The following is an 18,021-nucleotide window of genomic DNA, read 5'->3' as shown; positions in this document are numbered from 1 at the left end:
ATGAAATTCAAGATTCAAATTTTATTCTCATTACTATTCACTTTAATCATAGGTTTTCAAGGTATTGCTCAAGATAAAAGAGCGAAAAACTTATTGGATGAAGTAACTTCAAAAGTGAAAAGTTATGATAATATAGCTATTGACTTCAAATATTCGCTGCAAAATCTTAAAGAAAATATCAACCAAGAAAGCAAAGGAAATGTGTTGTTGCAAGGCAATAATTACGTGTTGAATTTCATGGGGATAACTAAAATTTTTGACGGTAAAAAAGTATACACAATTGTGCCAGAAGATGAGGAAATTAGTATTTCTAATTTTGATGAAAGCGACGAAAGTGCCATTACACCTTCTAAAATGCTGACTTTCTTTAATAAAGGTTACAAATATTCTTGGGATATTTTGCAAAATGTTCGCGGTAGAAAAATTCAATACATTAAACTGATACCAATAAGTTCAAAAGACCAAAGAAAAGAAGTCTTATTAGGTATAGATGTGCAAACAAAAAACATTTACAATGTGATTGAAACCGGTAAAAACGGTACTAAAACAACAATTGTTGTTAATTCTTTTAAAACCAATCAGCCTGTTTCAAAAAATCAGTTTACATTTGTTAAAAGTAAATATCCCAACTATTACATTAACAATTTAGACTAATTTTATTGAGTGAAAATACTTGACAAATACCTCTTAAAAACATTCCTGGTTACATTTACTTCGGTATTTGTAATCCTTTTTTTTATATTCATTTTACAAACTGTTTGGCTTTTTATAGCTGAGTTAGCGGGTAAAGATTTAGATTTCATTCTTATTTTGAAATTTCTAATGTTTTCGATGCCCAATGTTGTCCCATTAGTACTTCCTCTTTCTATATTATTGGCTTCCATAATGACTTTTGGCGATTTGTCCGAAAATTATGAATTTGCCGCTATGAAATCTTCGGGAGTTTCCTTGCAAAGAGCAATGAAAAGCTTGATTGTTTTCATTGCAATTTTAAGCATTGCCGCATTCACGTTTGCGAATAATGTCATTCCATATGCTTCGTATAAATTTATAAGCTTCCGCCAAAATATTGCGCAAGTAAAGCCTGCATTGGCTGTTGCAGAAGGACAATTTAGTGAAGTTGGTCCTTTTAATATTAAAGTTGAAAAAAAATCAGGCGATAAAGGAAATGAATTGCAGGGCGTTACTATTCATAAAAAGCGTACGAATGGAAGCGGAATTTCAAATGTAATCAAAGCAAGAAGAGGAAAATTGCTTAGTAGTGAAGATTCAAATATATTGCAACTGGTTTTATTTGATGGATTTCAATATGAAGAGATTGTTCCCGATAAATATGCAGACCGAAAAAAAATACCTTTTGCTAAAAGTGCATTCAAAACCTATACAATGAATTTGGATTTATCGCAACTCAATAAAATAAATCCAGAAGAAGAGATATCAGCGGGTACAAATACAATGCTAAACATCAGTGAGTTGACGTATACTTTAGATTCTTTAAACACCAATTATAAGAAAGAAGTCTTGTCGTTTGCTGAAAATATTCACAGTCGGTCAGGCGTAGAAAATGGTTCTTTAGCAATCAATATCCTGGGAATTGAAAAGGATAGTACGAAAACACGTCAAGCAGAAACGAAAATGCCTGATAGTCTTTTGAGCGGTTTTACTAATTCAGAAAAATCGCGCTTTCTAGAATTGGCTTTTAATAATATCACAAGTACCAATTTCAGCATTCTAGGAACAAAAGAAGAATTGTTTAGTAAACAAAAAAACATAAACAACCATTGGATAGCGATTCACGAAAAATTTGTGATGGGATATGCTTGTATTCTAATGTTTTTTATTGGTGCACCACTTGGAGCAATTATTAGAAAAGGTGGTTTAGGTCTTCCTATAGTTTTTGCAGTATTAATATTTATAACATTCCACTTCACAAACACTTTTGGTAAAAAAATAGCTCAAGAAAATCAGATAACGCCTTTTTTAGGAGTTTGGATGTCCAGCTTGATTCTTACACCATTTGCTTTATTACTTACTTACAGAGCAACAAATGATATAGGATTAATCAATATGGATGCTATTTTGACACCAATACAGAATTTATTTAAAAAACTTTTTAACAAAAACAAAGATAATGTCAACTGACAAAATAAAACTCAATACAATTGAGGAAGCGATTGAAGATATACGAAACGGGAAAATTATTATCGTTGTAGATGATGAAGATCGGGAAAATGAAGGCGATTTTTTATGTGCTGCAGAAAAGATATCACCGGAGATTATTAATTTCATGGCAACACATGGTCGTGGTTTAATTTGTGCACCATTAACTGAAAATAGGTGTAGAGAGTTAGATTTAAGAACGATGGTAACCAATAATACGGATCACTTAGAAACTGCATTTACAGTTTCAGTTGATTTGAAGGGTAATGGTGTGACTACTGGAATTTCAGCAGGTGATCGATCTAAAACAGTACTAGCTTTAATCGATGGAAATACAAAATCATTTGATTTAGCTCGTCCTGGACATATTTTTCCACTCATTGCAAAACAAGGAGGAGTTTTAAGAAGAACGGGTCATACAGAAGCTGCAATTGATTTCGCGAGATTGGCTGGATTTAAAGCTGCAGGAGTTATTTGTGAAATTATGAATGACGATGGCACAATGGCCCGATTGCCTGAATTAGTAGAAGTTGCCCGAAAGTTTGATTTAAAACTTGTATCAATTGAAGATTTAGTGGCTTATCGTATGCAACACGATAGTTTGATTGTCAAGAAAGAGGATTTTGATATAGAAACTCGATTTGGCACGTTCAGATTGAGAGCTTATTTGCAAACTACGAATAAACAGGTGCATATTGCTTTGACAAAGGGAACTTGGAATTTAGGTGATTCGGTTTTAACACGAATAAATTCAACATTGGTAAATAATGACTTATTGGGGACGCTAACGAATAATGCCGATCAGAAGTTGGATGATATGTTTAAAGTTATCAACGAGGAGGGCCAAGGAGCGATTGTTTTTATAAATCAAGAAAGTCACTCAATAAATTTATTAAACCGAATCACTGAACTTAAAGGCTTACAGTCAGAAGGAATTTATAAAGCCCCGAAAATTGTAATGGACTCGAAAGACTTTGGAATTGGTGCTCAAATTTTGCACGATATTGATATTTCAAAAATTAGATTGATGTCAAATTCACAGCAATCTAAGCGAGTAGGTATGATAGGGTACGGGTTAGAGATTACAGATTACGTAAATTTCTAAAATTTTTTATAAGCTAACTTGTAGAGTATGAAAACGTTAATTTGTAAGAAATAAAAAGCTTAATTTTTTTATAAAAAAAGCTTTGAGAACAGAAAAAACGGCTTATATTTGCACTCGCAATCAGGTAATGAAAGCGCTTTATTGGAGAAATGGCAGAGCGGTCGAATGCGGCAGTCTTGAAAACTGTTGACTGTAACAGGTCCGGGGGTTCGAATCCCTCTTTCTCCGCACAATACTTTTCAAAGTGGTACAAAACCCCACGAATCTTATGATTCGAGGGGTTTTTTCTTTTGCTGAAATGTCAAATTATTCATTCAATCTTGTATTTAGCGAGTCTAAATCGAGACCCTAAAAATTGAGAAAATTAGGGTCTCGCTAAATTACCTCAACACTTGCAAACATTAGGTTCAACGACATGTTCAATAACTCGTTCAGTCAGTAAACATCTTGTTTGATTTGAAGTAGAAATTTAAATTGAGTAATAATTAATTGGTCACCACAATGAAAACAAAAATCACACTTCACTTTTATGCCAAAAGCACAAAAGCCAATAAAAATGGATTACTTCCTATTTATGTTAGATTGACAGTTGACGGCAAACGATTAGAATTTAGCACCAAAAAGTTTGTAGAAAAATCAAAATGGTCTAGCGAACTATCTAAAATGAAGGGCACTACAGATGAAGCTCGTTCAATCAATAGCTATCTTGATTTAATGAAATCCAAAGTATTAGATGCACAAATGGAACTACTCCATCGAAGCGAGACCCTATCAATTGAAAACTTTAAAAATAAGTTACTAGGAACCGAAGAAAGACAAAGAATGTTAGTGCCAATCTTCCAAGACCACAACAACAAAATAAAAGAATTAGTTGGTAAAGAATACGCACCCGGAACATTAGAACGCTATACAACTTCTTTAAAGCACACCATTGAATTCATGCAATGGAAATACAAAGTTTCTGATATAGATATTACCAAGATTGATCATGCTTTTATAACTGATTATGAATTCTGGTTAAGAAGCGTTAGAAACTGTGCCAATAACACAGCCGTTAAGTACATCAAGAATTTCAATAAAATTATTAAGATATGTTTGGCCAATGACTGGCTAGACAAAAATCCTTTTGCAAACTACAAATCGAAAGTTAAAGAAGTGGAAAGAGTTTATTTATCAGAAGTAGAAGTTCAATCCATAATTGAAAAAGAATTTAAAACTGAAAGATTATCATTAGTTCGCGATATTTTCCTTTTTAGCTGCTTTACTGGTTTGGCTTACATAGATGTCAAAAACTTAACAAAGTCGCATATAAGCTTCGGTATTGATGGTGAGAAATGGATATTTACACACAGACAGAAAACAGAAAGTGCTTCTAAAATTCCAATCTTACCAGTTACACAGATGATAATTGATAAATATGAAAACCATCCTCAAAGTAGTAACCAAGAAAAACTACTTCCTATTCTGTCCAATCAAAAAATGAATGCCTATTTAAAAGAAATAGCAGCTGTTTGCGAGATTGAAAAAGAATTAACCTTCCATATTGCCCGACATACATTTGCGACAACTGTAACGTTAACAAATGGAGTTCCAATTGAAAGTGTGAGCAAAATGCTTGGTCATAAAAATTTGAGAACCACTCAACATTATGCTAAAGTTTTGGATAGAAAAGTAAGTGAAGATATGTTATTGATTAAGAATAAGTTTACTCCTAAAAATCTAAATATAAAAATAAGTTGAATTTTAATTGTTTCATTTTGAGCCATTTATTTGTGTTTTATGACAAAAGTAAATTACTAATTATATATCATTACTCAATAAATTGATGGAAAAAATATAATTAACTCGAATCAAAAACAGGAAATTAAGCTTCCTGTTTTGGTTCTTCTTTTTTTAAACTTATAAGGTTTTCAATCATTACATAATCCTCACCACTTTTTTCAGCCGCAGCTATACCTAACTTTGACTTTTTCTTATCTGATGGTTTCTTAATTTTTTTGCGTGTGTTAGGAACAGCTTTATTTAATTTTTTACAACTCTCTTTTCCAAGTTCATTATCCAAATTATAGAAAGCTTGTAATATATCTTCATGATCCTCTTTTTCTGTAAATCTTTGCATGACTTGTTCTACCATCGGTTGCAAAGCCTTAGCATATTCCTTTTTTGTTGAATCACTTCCGTACGAAAGCTGATACATTATCACTCTGAATTCATGTAGATTTACTTCATAATGCTTTTCAATGTTGCTTACAACTTTATTTAGATTGAGTGCGTCAACAAAATCTTTACTAAACGTACTAGTCCCATATTGATTAAGCATTGAAATACTCAACAAACTTCCCCAATACCTCGGAGTAGCTTCTTCAAAATCTTTTTTTACTCTATTAAAATCAATAGAATTAACTATCTGATTAACTTCTTTTTCAAAAAAAATCAATTCCGTCATCCCTTAGAAAAACATTTGAGGAAATCGAATTTCCTGTAAACTACATGTTTTGATCTGCAAGCTGATTTTGTCAACAAAATATTTAAATTCACTTCTTTTGATGTTTCCTATATAATTCCGATAAAAAGAAATCAAGTCATATATCAAATCAATTTTTCCTTTTTCATTTCTCTCAATTATTTTTTGAAAATCTATAAAACTTAATTTGTTTTGAAAATTTACAACCCATTCCAAATGTCCTATAGAAATAGTATTAAATAACCATGGTAAATAATGAAATGCTTCGACGTCTGGAGAGAGATGTTTCATCTATCGATAAACATTTACCACTATTATCAGGAAAAATAAGCCATTGTTTTGCATGTGATTTTTGTTTCCAAGTTTTAAAATCACTTAAATAGTCTTTGTACTGATACTGCAAACTCCTTCCTGAAACCCCATAGAAAGAAGCTATAGCATTACAATCATTTGGGTTGGAATCTATTGATTTCTTTTAAAAAAGACGCAAACTCTCTTGTTATTCGAGTTTCGTTTGCTACGAAATTCCAATCTCTAAAGACAGCTCTACCAGTGTCTTCATTAAGCCATCTCCATCTTCTGCGTGTGATAGGAAGATAAACCTGATGTCCTTGAATGGGAAAATCTTGGACTGTTATTTCATCAAAGAATCCCTTGGAGCTCAGTTTGTCATTACGGTATTCATTAAGTGTAGAATTAATCTCTTTTAAGTATAAATGCAAAACTTCATCTGCTTTCTTATGTGAGGTTAATTCAAAATAGTCAACAATAATTTTGGGTAGCAATAATTTGAGAAGTTCGATAAAATAATCTAACATTCGTATCTAATTTTTAAAATTTTAATATCTTTATTTTAATATTTTCCCACAACTTTTAGGATTGATTCATTTTTTAATCTATTTCAAGGAGTAAATAAATTAAAATAGTACTCATTTTTTTTTATAGTTATATCTTACGCTATAAGATGAGAATTTAACCATCTATATTGTTCGTTTGCATATAGAAGCGTATTTTTGTTTTTTATTTTACTAATTATTTGCTGGATTTCAGCTTACTTTATATAATGCAAAAATATATCAGTCAACTCAACGAAGCCCAACAAGCGCCGGTATTACAGAAAGACGGACCTATGATTATTATCGCAGGTGCGGGTTCAGGAAAAACACGGGTTTTAACAATCAGAATTGCCTATTTAATGAGTTTAGGTGTCGATGCGTTTAATATTTTGGCACTTACTTTTACCAATAAAGCCGCGAAGGAAATGAAAAACCGAATTTCAGCTATTGTTGGTTCGGGTGAAGCTAAAAACTTGTGGATGGGGACTTTTCACTCCGTTTTTGCCCGAATTTTGCGTTCCGAAGCAGATAAATTGGGCTATCCATCTAACTTTACTATTTACGACACTCAAGATAGTGTTCGATTGATTTCTGCGATTATCAAGGAAATGCAATTGGATCGAGATGTTTATAAGCCAAAACAAGTTTTAAGTCGAATTTCATCATACAAAAACAGTTTGGTTACCGTAAAAGCGTATTTCAATAATCCTGAATTGCAAGAAGCAGATGCGATGTCAAAAAAACCACGTTTAGGTGAAATATATCAAAACTACGTAGAACGTTGTTTTAAAGCAGGAGCGATGGATTTTGATGATTTGTTATTGAAAACTAATGAATTAATTAATCGCTTTCCAGAAGTTTTAGCAAAATATCAAGACCGTTTTCGTTACATTTTAGTAGATGAGTATCAAGATACCAACCATTCACAGTATTTAATTGTTCGTGCTTTATCCGACCGTTTCCAGAATATTTGCGTTGTGGGAGATGATGCACAAAGTATTTATGCCTTTCGAGGTGCAAATATCAACAACATTTTGAATTTCCAAAAGGATTATGAAAATGTACAAACCTACCGTTTAGAACAAAATTACCGTTCTACGAAAAGCATTGTAGAAGCAGCCAATTCAATTATAGAAAAAAATAAAACGAAATTGGATAAAATCGTTTGGACGGCAAATGATTTGGGGGCAAAAATTAAAGTGCAACGAAGTGTTACCGATGCAGAAGAAGGGCGTTTTGTAGCTTCGACCATTTGGGACCAAAAGATGAACAACCAATTAACAAATGGACAGTTCGCTATTCTATACCGGACCAATGCACAATCTAGAGCGATGGAAGATGCGTTGCGAAAAAGAGATATTCCCTATCGAATTTACGGAGGATTATCTTTTTATCAAAGAAAAGAAATCAAAGATGTGTTGTGTTATTTACGATTGGTGATTAATCCAAAGGATGAGGAAGCGCTTATTAGAGTGATTAATTACCCAACACGTGGAATTGGAGATACAACCGTTGAAAAACTTACGATTGCGGCAAACCACTACAAGCGTTCGATATTTGAAATCATGCAGAATATCGATAAAATTGACTTAAAATTGAATGCTGGAACGAAAACGAAGTTGCAAGATTTTGTAACGATGATTCAGAGTTTTCAAGTCATTAATGAAAACCAAGATGCATTTTATCTTGCAGAACATGTTGCGAAAAAAACAGGTTTGGTACAAGAATTAAAGAAAGATGCTACACCAGAAGGGATTGCCAAAATTGAAAATATAGAGGAATTATTAAACGGTATAAAAGATTTTATTGAAGGACAGAGAGAAATCGACGGAGCGAGAGGTGCGCTTTCAGAATTTATGCAGGATGTGGCTTTGGCAACAGATTTAGACAATGATACAGGCGATGATGATCGAGTTGCACTGATGACGATTCACTTAGCAAAAGGACTGGAATTTCCTTATGTTTTTGTGGTAGGAATGGAAGAAGATTTATTTCCTAGCGCGATGTCAATGAGTACCAGGAGCGAATTGGAAGAAGAACGCCGTTTGTTTTACGTGGCTTTAACTCGTGCGGAACACCAAGCTTATTTGACGTATGCTCAATCTCGGTACCGTTGGGGAAAATTAACGGATTGCGAACCTTCACGTTTTATTAATGAAATTGACGAGCAATATTTAGAGTACATTTCGCCACCTGAAACCAACTATAAATATAAACCGATGATTGATTCGGATATTTTTGGCGACGTAGATAAAACTAAATTACGTCAATTTAAACCTACAGCTTCGGCACCGCCAAAATACTTTAACAATAATGAAGCAGCGGCTTCAGCAGGCATCCGAAAATTAAAACCTTTAGCAGGTCCGACGAAAACGGCTTCTTCAGGTCCGAATTTATTTGACGGTCCATTGACGCAAGGCACAAAAGTAATGCACGAACGCTTTGGTAGAGGTGAAGTAGTGAATTTAGAAGGTGTTGGTGGTGACAAAAAAGCCGAGATTAACTTTGAAGTGGGTGGAATTAAAAAACTTTTATTGCGTTTTGCCAAGTTAGAAATTCTTGAATAAGTTATTGATTTTCAATCCAACTCTTCACTTCATTTTTGTAAGTTTCACCAATAGGAATGTAGCCCAGTTCATGTTGAATTGAATTCCCATCTACCGCTTTTATTTTATACAAATTTATGATATAGGAACGGTGAATTCTCATAAAATGATGGTCGGGTAATTTGGCAATAAAATCCCGTAAAGTATCATGAACCACAAGTCTTTCGACCTTGAGATGAATCCTAATGTAATCGCTTAAACCTTCAATATAATAGATTTCGTCGGTGTGAATGCGAACTTGTTTGCCATCGACTTTTACAAAAAGAAAGGATGCTGAAGGTTCGTTTGCTTCTTTTGAGTTGTCTAAAAATTTGGTTACTGCTTTGTGAAATTTGTCAAATGAAATTGGTTTCAAAAGATAATCGACGACTCTGAATTCATAACTTTTTAAAGCATAATTCGGATAAGCAGAAGTGATGATAAAATGGCTGTCTTTGTTAAACAATTCCATCATTTGAATACCCGATAATTCTGGCATTTGAATGTCAATAAAAAACAAATCTACTTTATTGTTTTGCATAAAAGTGATTACGTCAAAAACAGCTGTAGTCGCTAAAACAACTTCTAATCGTTGCAATTTCGAAGCGTAAGTTTTCAATAATTCAACCGCTAAAGGTTCGTCGTCTAAAATGATACAGCTTACTTTCTTCATAGGTGAATGATTAACGTACTTTTAAAATCGGTTTCATTTTTTTCAACATCCCATTTATATTTATTTGGAAAATAATACTCCAATCGCTTCTTTAAATTTTCAAATCCAATTCCAGAATGTTCGTCTTTTAAATTTGAATTGATTTTATTCTCCGCTAAAATAGTCAAAACATTTTTGTTGCAGTCAATCGAAATTAACGCAGGATTTTCGACAGAATTAATAACTCCATGCTTAATGCAATTTTCAACAAAAGGCAAAATAATATAAGGTGGAATTTCCTGGTTTTCTTTATCAACAGAAATTTCGACTTGAATCTGAATAGAACTTGCCATTCGAATGCCTTCCAAATCAATCAGGCTTTTTATATAACTGATTTCATCCTGTATATTAATTCGTTCTTTTTGAGTCTCATAAGTGGTGAAACGCATGATATCACTCAATTTTTCAATTGCATGCAATGATTTTTCAGATTTTGAAACTACTAATGAATAAATATTATTCAACGTATTAAAAATAAAATGAGGATTGATTTGCGACTTTAAAAACTGAATTTCAGCTTGTTTTTTTTCTTCTGTAATTACCACTTCATTCTGCAAAGTTCGAATAAAATTGATGATAATCCATAAAGCGCTACTTGCTAAAATTGGCGTTGAAGCCCAATGAATATTATCCAGAATGTAGAAAGACAAACTCGTTCCTTCAAAATAATTGTTGACATCAAATAGATGAAATGTGAGAACTTCTTCCAGTAAATACCGACAAAATATGAAGTAAACAAAGATTAGTACAAAACCAACCAAGATTGCAAGTAATTTATGGCTTTTAAAGCTCGTTTTCAGCACATAAAAATAATTAACATAGAAGGTAGAAATTGTTGCTATCAGAAAAGTAACGGTAAACAAATCAACAGATTCAACTTGATATACTATTTTGCTATCCGGATTTAAAGTAATGAAATAGCCAATTAGATAAATCACCCAAAATAGGAGGTGTAGTGCGATTTCTTTTTGGGTTGAAAATAATTTCATAGTACTTTATTTTGTTTGGTAAAGATACAACGGTGGCTTTCAATGACAAAAAGCGTTCGCCGAAGAATAAAGGGTGTTCATCGAAAAAATTCTTTTCAATATAGATGAATTTTACACTTTTGTATTAAACCTTAAAACTACAATTATGAACAAGTTATTTATTTTTATGTTATTGGTTGTAATGCAAAATGTTACAGCTCAAGCTCCTATTTTCAAAGACAAATTTCACCAAACCATTAAAGTACTGAACTTTGGAACCTTTCACATGGGGTATACCAATGATGCCACGTCTGTAGATTTTGATGAAAAAGATGAAAAAAATAAAGTTGATGTACACAAAATTGCTCAATTATTAGCGGAGTTTAAGCCAACAGTAATTATTGTAGAAACACCGCCATCTTACAATTTTACCTTACAAAAAGCATATCAAGCGTATTTAGTTAATCCAAAAATGGAAATAAAAGACCCGAATGAAATAGAACTATTGGCTTTTGAATTGGGACGTTTATCAAAAACAAAACAGATTTTTGGCATAGACCATAAAATGGGTTATAATTATGGAATCGGGTACCAATTAGCAAAAACTAAAATAAATGATGACACGTATGAGCGTTATTCAAATCTAATTGAATTACAAGAAAAAAACCTGAATTACGACAATTTGAGTTTACTCGAAAAATTAAAAGTGGAGAATCATCCCCAATATTTAGATTTTTTGATGAATATAAACGCTGATATGTTGACTTACGTTTCCACGGAGGGAAATTATGAAGGTGCGGATCAAGCTGCTAAATTTTATCAGAGAAATTTGCGAATGTATTCAAATTTAAATCAAATTGATTTAAAACCAACCGACCGTGTTTTTATAATTATGGGTGCGGCACACACAGCTTTTTTCAATGATTTTATGAAAAGAAGTCCAAAATATGAGTTAGTCAATCCTTTTATCTATCTTAAATAGTAGAGTTATGGAGGACTTTTTCAGTATTTTTGCTTAACTTCAATTAAAAATTTGAAAAAGAGTAGAAGATGGCACAATTTATAAAAATTTACGAAGATAAACCTAATGAAGCTGCTATTGCAAAGGTAGTAAAGGTTTTAAAAGATGGAGGTTTAGTAATTTATCCAACTGATACCGTATATGGTCTGGGTTGTGATATTACCAATACGAAAGCCTTGGAACGAATTGCAAAAATCAAAGGAATCAAATTGGAAAAAGCAAATTTCTCCTTTGTTTGTTCTGATTTGAGTAATATTTCTGACTATGTACGGCAAATTGATACTAGTACTTTTAAACTATTGAAAAGAGCACTTCCTGGAGCGTATACTTTTATTTTACCTGGAAATAACAACCTACCGAAAGAATTTAAGAAAAAAACTACGGTTGGTATTCGGGTTCCTGATAATGCGATTGCGTTAGAAATCGTAAAACAGTTGGGGAATCCAATTGTCTCGACTTCAATTTATGATGAAGATGATGTGATTGAATACACGACTGACCCAGAATTGATTTTCGAGAAATGGCAGAACTTGGTAGATATGGTTATTGATGGCGGTTACGGAGACAACCAACCGTCAACTATTATTGATTTATCAGGGCCAGAACCTGTGATTTTGAGAGAAGGAAAAGGAGATATTGACATTTTTTAAATTTATTTTTTCGGTATTTATCTTTTTAGATTTCTCAAACAATATTAATAAAAACTTGAATCTCGCAAGGGCGCCAAGACGCAAAACTTAGTATTTAGCTTGGCGTCTTTGCGAGATAACTAAATAAATGGAAATCAGCGCGGAAATACACAAATTATGAAAATCACCAAACTCACTAAAGCATCGATTTCAAAAATTTACCGGCGAGTCCAAAACGATACACATAAAGGAATTCAAGGACATGCCTTAATTATTGGCGGAAGTTATGGGAAAATTGGAGCCGCACTGTTGTCTTCAAAATCAGCATTGCATTCAGGTTGTGGTTTAGTGACTGCTTTTGTTCCAAAAGTTGGTTATTCCATTTTGCAGACAGCGATTCCTGAAGTAATGGTTTTGACTGATAAAAATGCGACACACATTTCAAATATTGAATTTTCAATCGTTCCAAAGGCAATCGGAATTGGCATGGGAATGGGGCAGGAGCCAAAAACACGAAGAGCATTTTACAAGTTTTTGAACGTAAACGAAGTTCCATTAGTTATTGATGCCGATGCCTTAAATATTCTGGCTTACAATCCGAAATGGTTGTTGAGTTTAAAACCACAAACCATTTTAACACCTCATTTAGGCGAATTAGAACGACTTATTGGTAAGTGGACATCTTATGAAGATATGTTTGAGAAAACAGCAGCACTTTCCAAAACTTTAAAGTGCATTGTTGTTATGAAAGGAGCTCCAACCTATATTTTTTCGGATGGAAAATGTTATAAAAATTCTACAGGAAATCCTGCATTAGCAACGGCCGGAAGTGGTGATGTGTTGACGGGAATTATTACGAGTTTATTAGCACAAAAATATTCTGCAGAAGATGCGTCAATTTTAGGTGTTTATATTCACGGATTAGCAGCTGATTTGGCTCGACCAGAAACAGGAACACAAGCATTTGTGGCTTCTACAATTATTGAATATTTAGGAAGAGCATTTCTTGAAATTGAAACCTATCAAAGAAACACATCTGTTAAATAAAAATTAATTTACATAATGTCAATGGTTTAATTAATTTTTTTGTTACCTTACGGTATTAATTTATTTAAATGAAAATTTGGTAGCATTGCTATTATTGAAATTATTTGCCTCGAAGTGCTGTCAACGTTAACTGTAGGAATATAAATTAATAAAACTTAAAGAGAGCTCTTTTACTAGTAAATGAACTCTCTTTTTTATTGTTTTAAATTTTATGAAGTACTTTATTCATAAACGTATCGAACATGCTAACAATTTTTATTAACCTTGACGGTGTCTAAAATTCTTTTCAATCGCTTTAATCATTTCACTAGCAATATCTTTATTCGTAGCTCCTTCAATTCCCTCTAATCCAGGAGATGAATTTACTTCTAATAAAAGCGGTCCTTTTGATGACCGAATGATATCAACTCCTGCCACTTTCAAATCCATCGCTTTTGCTGCTTTTATAGCAATTCGACGCTCTTCGGCAGTAACTTTAATGATAGAAGCGGTTCCGCCTAAATGGATGTTGGCTCTAAATTCTCCCGGCAATGCTTCTCTTTGAATTGCAGCAACTACTTTTCCGTCAATTACAAAACAACGAATGTCTTTTCCGTTCGCTTCTTTGATGAATTCTTGAACTAAAATATTTGCATTTAAGCTTTTGAAAGCATTAATCACACTTTCTGCCGCTTTTTTGGTTTCTGCTAAAACAACACCTTTCCCTTGTGTTCCTTCTAATAATTTTACGATTAATGGTGAGCCACCAACCATTTTTATCAAATCGTTAGTGTCCAAAGGTGAATTTGCAAAACCAGTCGTAGGAATGTCAACTCCATGGTTTAGAAGAAGTTGTAATGAATAAAGTTTGTCACGAGATTGTGTAATTGCCGCAGCTGAATTCAAGCAATATACTTTTAATGCTTCAAATTGTCTGGTTAAAGCACAACCGTAAAATGTAATACTTGGTCGTATTCTTGGAATTACAGCATCAAATTTATCTAAAATTTTTCCTCCTCGATAATGAATTTCAGGATTGGTAGCATCCAATTTCATGTAACATTCTTTTATATTCAAAAAATGCATTTCGTGACCACGCATTTCACCCGCTTCCATGATTCTTTTATTGGAATACAACTCTGGATTACTTGCTAAAACACCAATTCTCAAACCCGTTTTGGCTTGTTCCGACGTTTTATACAATTCTTTTAAAGTATCTTGAGAAGGTTGACCCAACAAATATTTTTGTGAAGGGTCTACTAAAACACGACCACTCATGGCTTCACGACCTAAAAGCATTCGAAAACCCATCGAATCTCGATTCGTTAAAGTAATTTCAACAGACCAATGTTGACCACCAATTTCAAGTTCAGCACCAATAACATAACGTTGTTCGCGAAAACCACTGGAACTTTTCACGACTCTTTTGTCAACTAATTTCGATTCGCAGTGAATAATTGTTTTGACATTATTTTGAATAGGATTGATGTCAAATTTCACCCAATTTTCACCCTCTTTAATAAATGGAGCGATATTGATGGCATGCAGTGCAGAGGTTTTCGCGCCCGAGTCTACCCTTGCTTTAATTGTAGGAATTCCAAGCTCAGGAAACGAACACCATTCTTCACTTCCAACTATAACTTTCTCTTGTAACATGCGTTTATTTTTTGAAATTTGCGTTTATCAAATGTAGAAATTTGTTTTGAAAAACAATACTCTTACTATAAAAAATAAAAAACCCGCTCTGAAAAAATTAGCGGGTTAGTAAATGTTTGATAGTAAATTATTTAGTGGGTTCTTTCATTTTATGAACTTTAACAGATAATTCCGTTTGACCTTCTTCATAATCCATAAAGATTTCATCGCCAATACTGATTTTAGTTGTGATAATTTCTTCTGCTAGAGTGTCTTCCACATATTTTTGAATGGCTCTTTTTAGTGGTCGAGCACCAAATTGCTTGTCAAAACCCTTTTCAGCGATATAAGCTTTCGCTTTTGAAGACAAGTTCAATTTGTATCCTAAATCTTTAATTCGAGCATATAATTTCTCCAGCTCAAGTTCAATAATGACGTCAATATGTTCTTTTTCTAGAGGATTGAATACAATAACGTCGTCAATTCGATTTAAAAATTCAGGGGCAAAAGCCTTTTTCAATGCATTTTCAATGACACTTTTGGAATGCTCGTCTGTTTGAGCTGTTTTAGCAGCTGTTCCAAAACCAACACCTTGACCAAAATCTTTCAATTGGCGAGCACCAATATTAGAAGTCATAATTATAATAGTATTTTTGAAATCTACTTTTCTACCTAAACTATCCGTCAAATACCCATCATCCAAAACTTGAAGCATCATATTAAATACATCAGGATGTGCTTTTTCTATTTCATCTAAAAGAACTACAGAATAAGGTTTGCGACGAACTTTTTCAGTCAACTGACCTCCTTCTTCATAACCTACGTATCCGGGAGGAGCTCCAACTAAACGAGAAATGGCGAATTTTTCCATATATTCACTCATGTCAATACGAATTAACGCATCTTCTGAGTCAAATAACTCTTTTGCAATTACTTTGGCCAATTGTGTTTTTCCAACACCTGTTTGCCCTAAGAAAATAAAGGATCCAATTGGTCGATTTGGGTCTTTCAATCCTGCACGATTTCTTTGAATCGAACGAGCTATTTTTAATACTGCTTCGTTTTGTCCAATTACTTTTCCTTGAATTAATTCCGGTAATTTTGCCAATTTATTACTTTCCGTTTGCGCAATTCTATTTACAGGTATTCCTGACATCATCGAAACTACATCGGCAACATTGTCTTCTGAAACTTCAATTCGGTTATTTTTAGAATCCTCTTCCCACTGTTCTTGTGCTATTGCCAAATCCTTTTCAATGCGTTTTTCATCGTCACGAAGACGAGCTGCTTCTTCGTATTTTTGTCGCTTAACAACACTTGTTTTAAGTTCTTTAACTTCCTCTAACTGTCGTTCCAAATCAAGTATTTGTTTTGGGACTTCAATATTTGTAATATGAACTCTTGATCCTGCTTCATCTAATGCGTCAATAGCTTTGTCTGGTAAAAATCGGTCAGACATATATCTATCTGTTAATTTGACACATGCTTCAATCGCATCGTCCGAGTAAATAACATTGTGATGGTCTTCGTATTTATTTTTGATATTATGCAAAATTGTTATCGTTTCTTCAACTGTTGTTGGCTCAACAATTACTTTTTGAAAACGACGTTCTAAAGCTCCGTCTTTCTCAATATACTGACGGTATTCGTCTAATGTTGTAGCACCAATACATTGGATTTCACCTCTTGCTAAAGCAGGTTTAAACATGTTGGCAGCATCAAGCGAACCTGTTGCTCCACCAGCTCCTACAATAGTGTGAATTTCATCAATGAAAAGAATAATATCATCATTTTTTTCCAACTCATTCATTACCGCTTTCATTCGCTCTTCGAACTGTCCACGGTACTTTGTTCCTGCAACCAAACTCGCCAAATCAAGTGTAACTACTCGTTTTCCAAAAAGAATTCTAGAACACTTCTTCTGAATAATTCGCAAAGCCAGTCCTTCTGCAATCGCTGATTTACCCACACCAGGTTCACCAATTAGCAGCGGATTGTTCTTTTTTCGTCGACTCAAAATTTGCGAAACGCGTTCAATTTCTTTTTCACGTCCTACAATTGGGTCTAATTTTCCTTCTTCAGCCATTTCTGTTAAATCTCTACCAAAATTATCTAAAACAGGTGTTTTCGACTTTTTGTTAGATTTGTTGGCGGGATTGTTAAACGAACTGTCTTTAAAACTGTCATCTTGTCCTGAATCTTCATTAAAAGCTTCATTCTTCGGCAGGCTGCCTAAAAAATTATCATCGGTTGGCGTCATATTCAAATATTGTTCTTTAGCTGCATCATAATCTATTTTAAGCTTATTAAGCAACTTGGTTGTTGGGTCGTTTTCATTCCTTAGAATGCATAATAACAAATGTGCGGTACTAACCGAAGTACTTTTAAAAACTTTAGCTTCAAGAAATGTGGTTTTTAAAGCACGTTCAGCCTGAATAGTAAGTTGTAAATTTCGTTTATCGTTTGTTGCGTTTGCATTGGGGTTGGCAGGACTTAAAATTTCAACTCTTTTTCGAAGATGGTCCAAATCTATCGATAAGTTGTTCATAATATTTATAGCCTTGCCATTTCCGTCTCGTAAGATACCTAACATAAGATGCTCTGTTCCAATAAAGTCGTGACCTAAACGTAGGGCTTCTTCTTTACTGTAACTGATTACATCTTTTACTCTTGGTGAAAAATTGTCATCCATAATTATAAGTTTGGTTCTAAAAATTAGTGCTTCTGTCTATGCTTTTGCAAAAATCATTCCTTTAGAAAACCTTGTCAGCTAAGGGACAAAAAATATTTTAAATAAAAAAGTTAAATTACTACTAACTTATTAACTAAAAACGAGGGTCAACTTGTTAATAAATCGGTTAAATTTCTACTTCATTTATA

15 protein-coding genes and 1 tRNA gene are annotated in these 18,021 nt (G+C 33.3%); 9 read left to right on the top strand and 7 right to left on the bottom strand.

The window, feature by feature from the left end; all coding sequences use genetic code 11:
• The 5 genes from ACQ5J2_RS13825 (at position 1) to ACQ5J2_RS13805 (ending at position 5,005) form a co-directional block, all read left to right on the top strand.
• The gene (locus ACQ5J2_RS13825) at positions 1 to 654 is read left to right on the top strand and encodes a LolA family protein (protein ID WP_432671045.1); all 654 of its coding nucleotides are present in this window, start codon (positions 1 to 3) and stop codon (positions 652 to 654) included.
• Between the two features lie 9 nt (positions 655 to 663).
• The gene (locus tag ACQ5J2_RS13820) at positions 664 to 2,142 is read left to right on the top strand and encodes an LptF/LptG family permease (protein ID WP_432671044.1); all 1,479 of its coding nucleotides are present in this window, start codon (positions 664 to 666) and stop codon (positions 2,140 to 2,142) included.
• A complete protein-coding gene (gene ribB, locus ACQ5J2_RS13815) occupies positions 2,132 to 3,265 on the top strand; it encodes a 3,4-dihydroxy-2-butanone-4-phosphate synthase (RefSeq protein ID WP_432671043.1) in 1,134 nt (377 codons plus the stop codon). Before ACQ5J2_RS13820 ends, ribB begins: the two co-directional genes overlap by 11 nt.
• A gap of 143 nt (positions 3,266 to 3,408) precedes the next feature.
• Positions 3,409 to 3,493, top strand: a tRNA-Ser gene (locus tag ACQ5J2_RS13810).
• A gap of 273 nt (positions 3,494 to 3,766) precedes the next feature.
• Positions 3,767 to 5,005 (top strand): site-specific integrase, encoded by a 1,239-nt coding sequence (locus tag ACQ5J2_RS13805; RefSeq protein ID WP_432671042.1) that lies wholly within the window; start codon positions 3,767 to 3,769, stop codon positions 5,003 to 5,005.
• A gap of 124 nt (positions 5,006 to 5,129) precedes the next feature.
• On the opposite strand, the gene ACQ5J2_RS13800 is transcribed toward ACQ5J2_RS13805, so the two are convergent.
• The 3 genes from ACQ5J2_RS13800 to ACQ5J2_RS13790 form a co-directional block, all read right to left on the bottom strand.
• The gene (locus ACQ5J2_RS13800) at positions 5,130 to 5,711 is read right to left on the bottom strand and encodes a hypothetical protein (protein WP_432671041.1); all 582 of its coding nucleotides are present in this window, start codon (positions 5,709 to 5,711) and stop codon (positions 5,130 to 5,132) included.
• Between the two features lie 3 nt (positions 5,712 to 5,714).
• Positions 5,715 to 6,020 carry a hypothetical protein gene (locus ACQ5J2_RS13795; protein ID WP_432671040.1) on the bottom strand — a complete coding sequence of 102 codons (306 nt, stop codon included), beginning with the start codon at positions 6,018 to 6,020 and terminating at the stop codon, positions 5,715 to 5,717.
• A 155-nt stretch (positions 6,021 to 6,175) separates the two neighbouring features.
• Positions 6,176 to 6,547 (bottom strand): ISAon1 family transposase N-terminal region protein, encoded by a 372-nt coding sequence (locus tag ACQ5J2_RS13790; protein ID WP_432671039.1) that lies wholly within the window; start codon positions 6,545 to 6,547, stop codon positions 6,176 to 6,178.
• 245 nt (positions 6,548 to 6,792) lie between these two features.
• On the opposite strand from ACQ5J2_RS13790, the gene ACQ5J2_RS13785 reads away from it, so the two are divergent.
• Positions 6,793 to 9,132: an ATP-dependent helicase gene (locus tag ACQ5J2_RS13785; protein WP_432671038.1), complete on the top strand. Its 2,340-nt coding sequence runs from the start codon at positions 6,793 to 6,795 to the stop codon at positions 9,130 to 9,132.
• Position 9,133: 1 nt separating this feature from the next.
• Here the strand turns inward: ACQ5J2_RS13785 and ACQ5J2_RS13780 are convergent, their stop codons facing one another.
• Together ACQ5J2_RS13780 and ACQ5J2_RS13775 are read right to left on the bottom strand one after the other, a co-directional pair.
• Positions 9,134 to 9,823 carry a LytR/AlgR family response regulator transcription factor gene (locus tag ACQ5J2_RS13780; RefSeq protein ID WP_432671037.1) on the bottom strand — a complete coding sequence of 230 codons (690 nt, stop codon included), beginning with the start codon at positions 9,821 to 9,823 and terminating at the stop codon, positions 9,134 to 9,136.
• A complete protein-coding gene (locus ACQ5J2_RS13775) occupies positions 9,820 to 10,851 on the bottom strand; it encodes a sensor histidine kinase (RefSeq protein WP_432671036.1) in 1,032 nt (343 codons plus the stop codon). The genes ACQ5J2_RS13780 and ACQ5J2_RS13775 overlap by 4 nt, the downstream gene beginning before the upstream one ends.
• A gap of 145 nt (positions 10,852 to 10,996) precedes the next feature.
• Between ACQ5J2_RS13775 and ACQ5J2_RS13770 the strand changes: the two genes are divergently transcribed.
• The 3 genes from ACQ5J2_RS13770 to ACQ5J2_RS13760 all read left to right on the top strand — a co-directional run bounded on the left by ACQ5J2_RS13770 (position 10,997) and on the right by ACQ5J2_RS13760 (position 13,527).
• Positions 10,997 to 11,812: a DUF5694 domain-containing protein gene (locus ACQ5J2_RS13770; RefSeq protein ID WP_432671035.1), complete on the top strand. Its 816-nt coding sequence runs from the start codon at positions 10,997 to 10,999 to the stop codon at positions 11,810 to 11,812.
• 68 nt (positions 11,813 to 11,880) lie between these two features.
• Entirely contained in the window at positions 11,881 to 12,501 is a 621-nt protein-coding gene (locus ACQ5J2_RS13765) for an L-threonylcarbamoyladenylate synthase (RefSeq protein WP_432671034.1), read from the top strand.
• Positions 12,502 to 12,657: 156 nt separating this feature from the next.
• Entirely contained in the window at positions 12,658 to 13,527 is an 870-nt protein-coding gene (locus ACQ5J2_RS13760; RefSeq protein ID WP_432671033.1) for an NAD(P)H-hydrate dehydratase, read from the top strand.
• A 258-nt stretch (positions 13,528 to 13,785) separates the two neighbouring features.
• Here ACQ5J2_RS13760 and rimK read toward each other — a convergent pair whose 3' ends face one another.
• Together rimK and ACQ5J2_RS13750 are read right to left on the bottom strand one after the other, a co-directional pair.
• Positions 13,786 to 15,162, bottom strand: coding sequence for a 30S ribosomal protein S6--L-glutamate ligase (gene rimK / locus ACQ5J2_RS13755; protein WP_432671032.1), 1,377 nt, complete (start codon positions 15,160 to 15,162; stop codon positions 13,786 to 13,788).
• A 127-nt stretch (positions 15,163 to 15,289) separates the two neighbouring features.
• A complete protein-coding gene (locus ACQ5J2_RS13750; protein ID WP_432671031.1) occupies positions 15,290 to 17,833 on the bottom strand; it encodes an ATP-dependent Clp protease ATP-binding subunit in 2,544 nt (847 codons plus the stop codon).
• Positions 17,834 to 18,021: the final 188 nt, after the last annotated feature.

It is taken from the genome of Flavobacterium sp. SM2513, assembly GCF_050908145.1.
GTDB lineage: Bacteria > Bacteroidota > Bacteroidia > Flavobacteriales > Flavobacteriaceae > Flavobacterium.
Note: the sequence above shows the minus strand (reverse complement) of the source record. Positions and strands in the feature narration are given on the sequence as shown.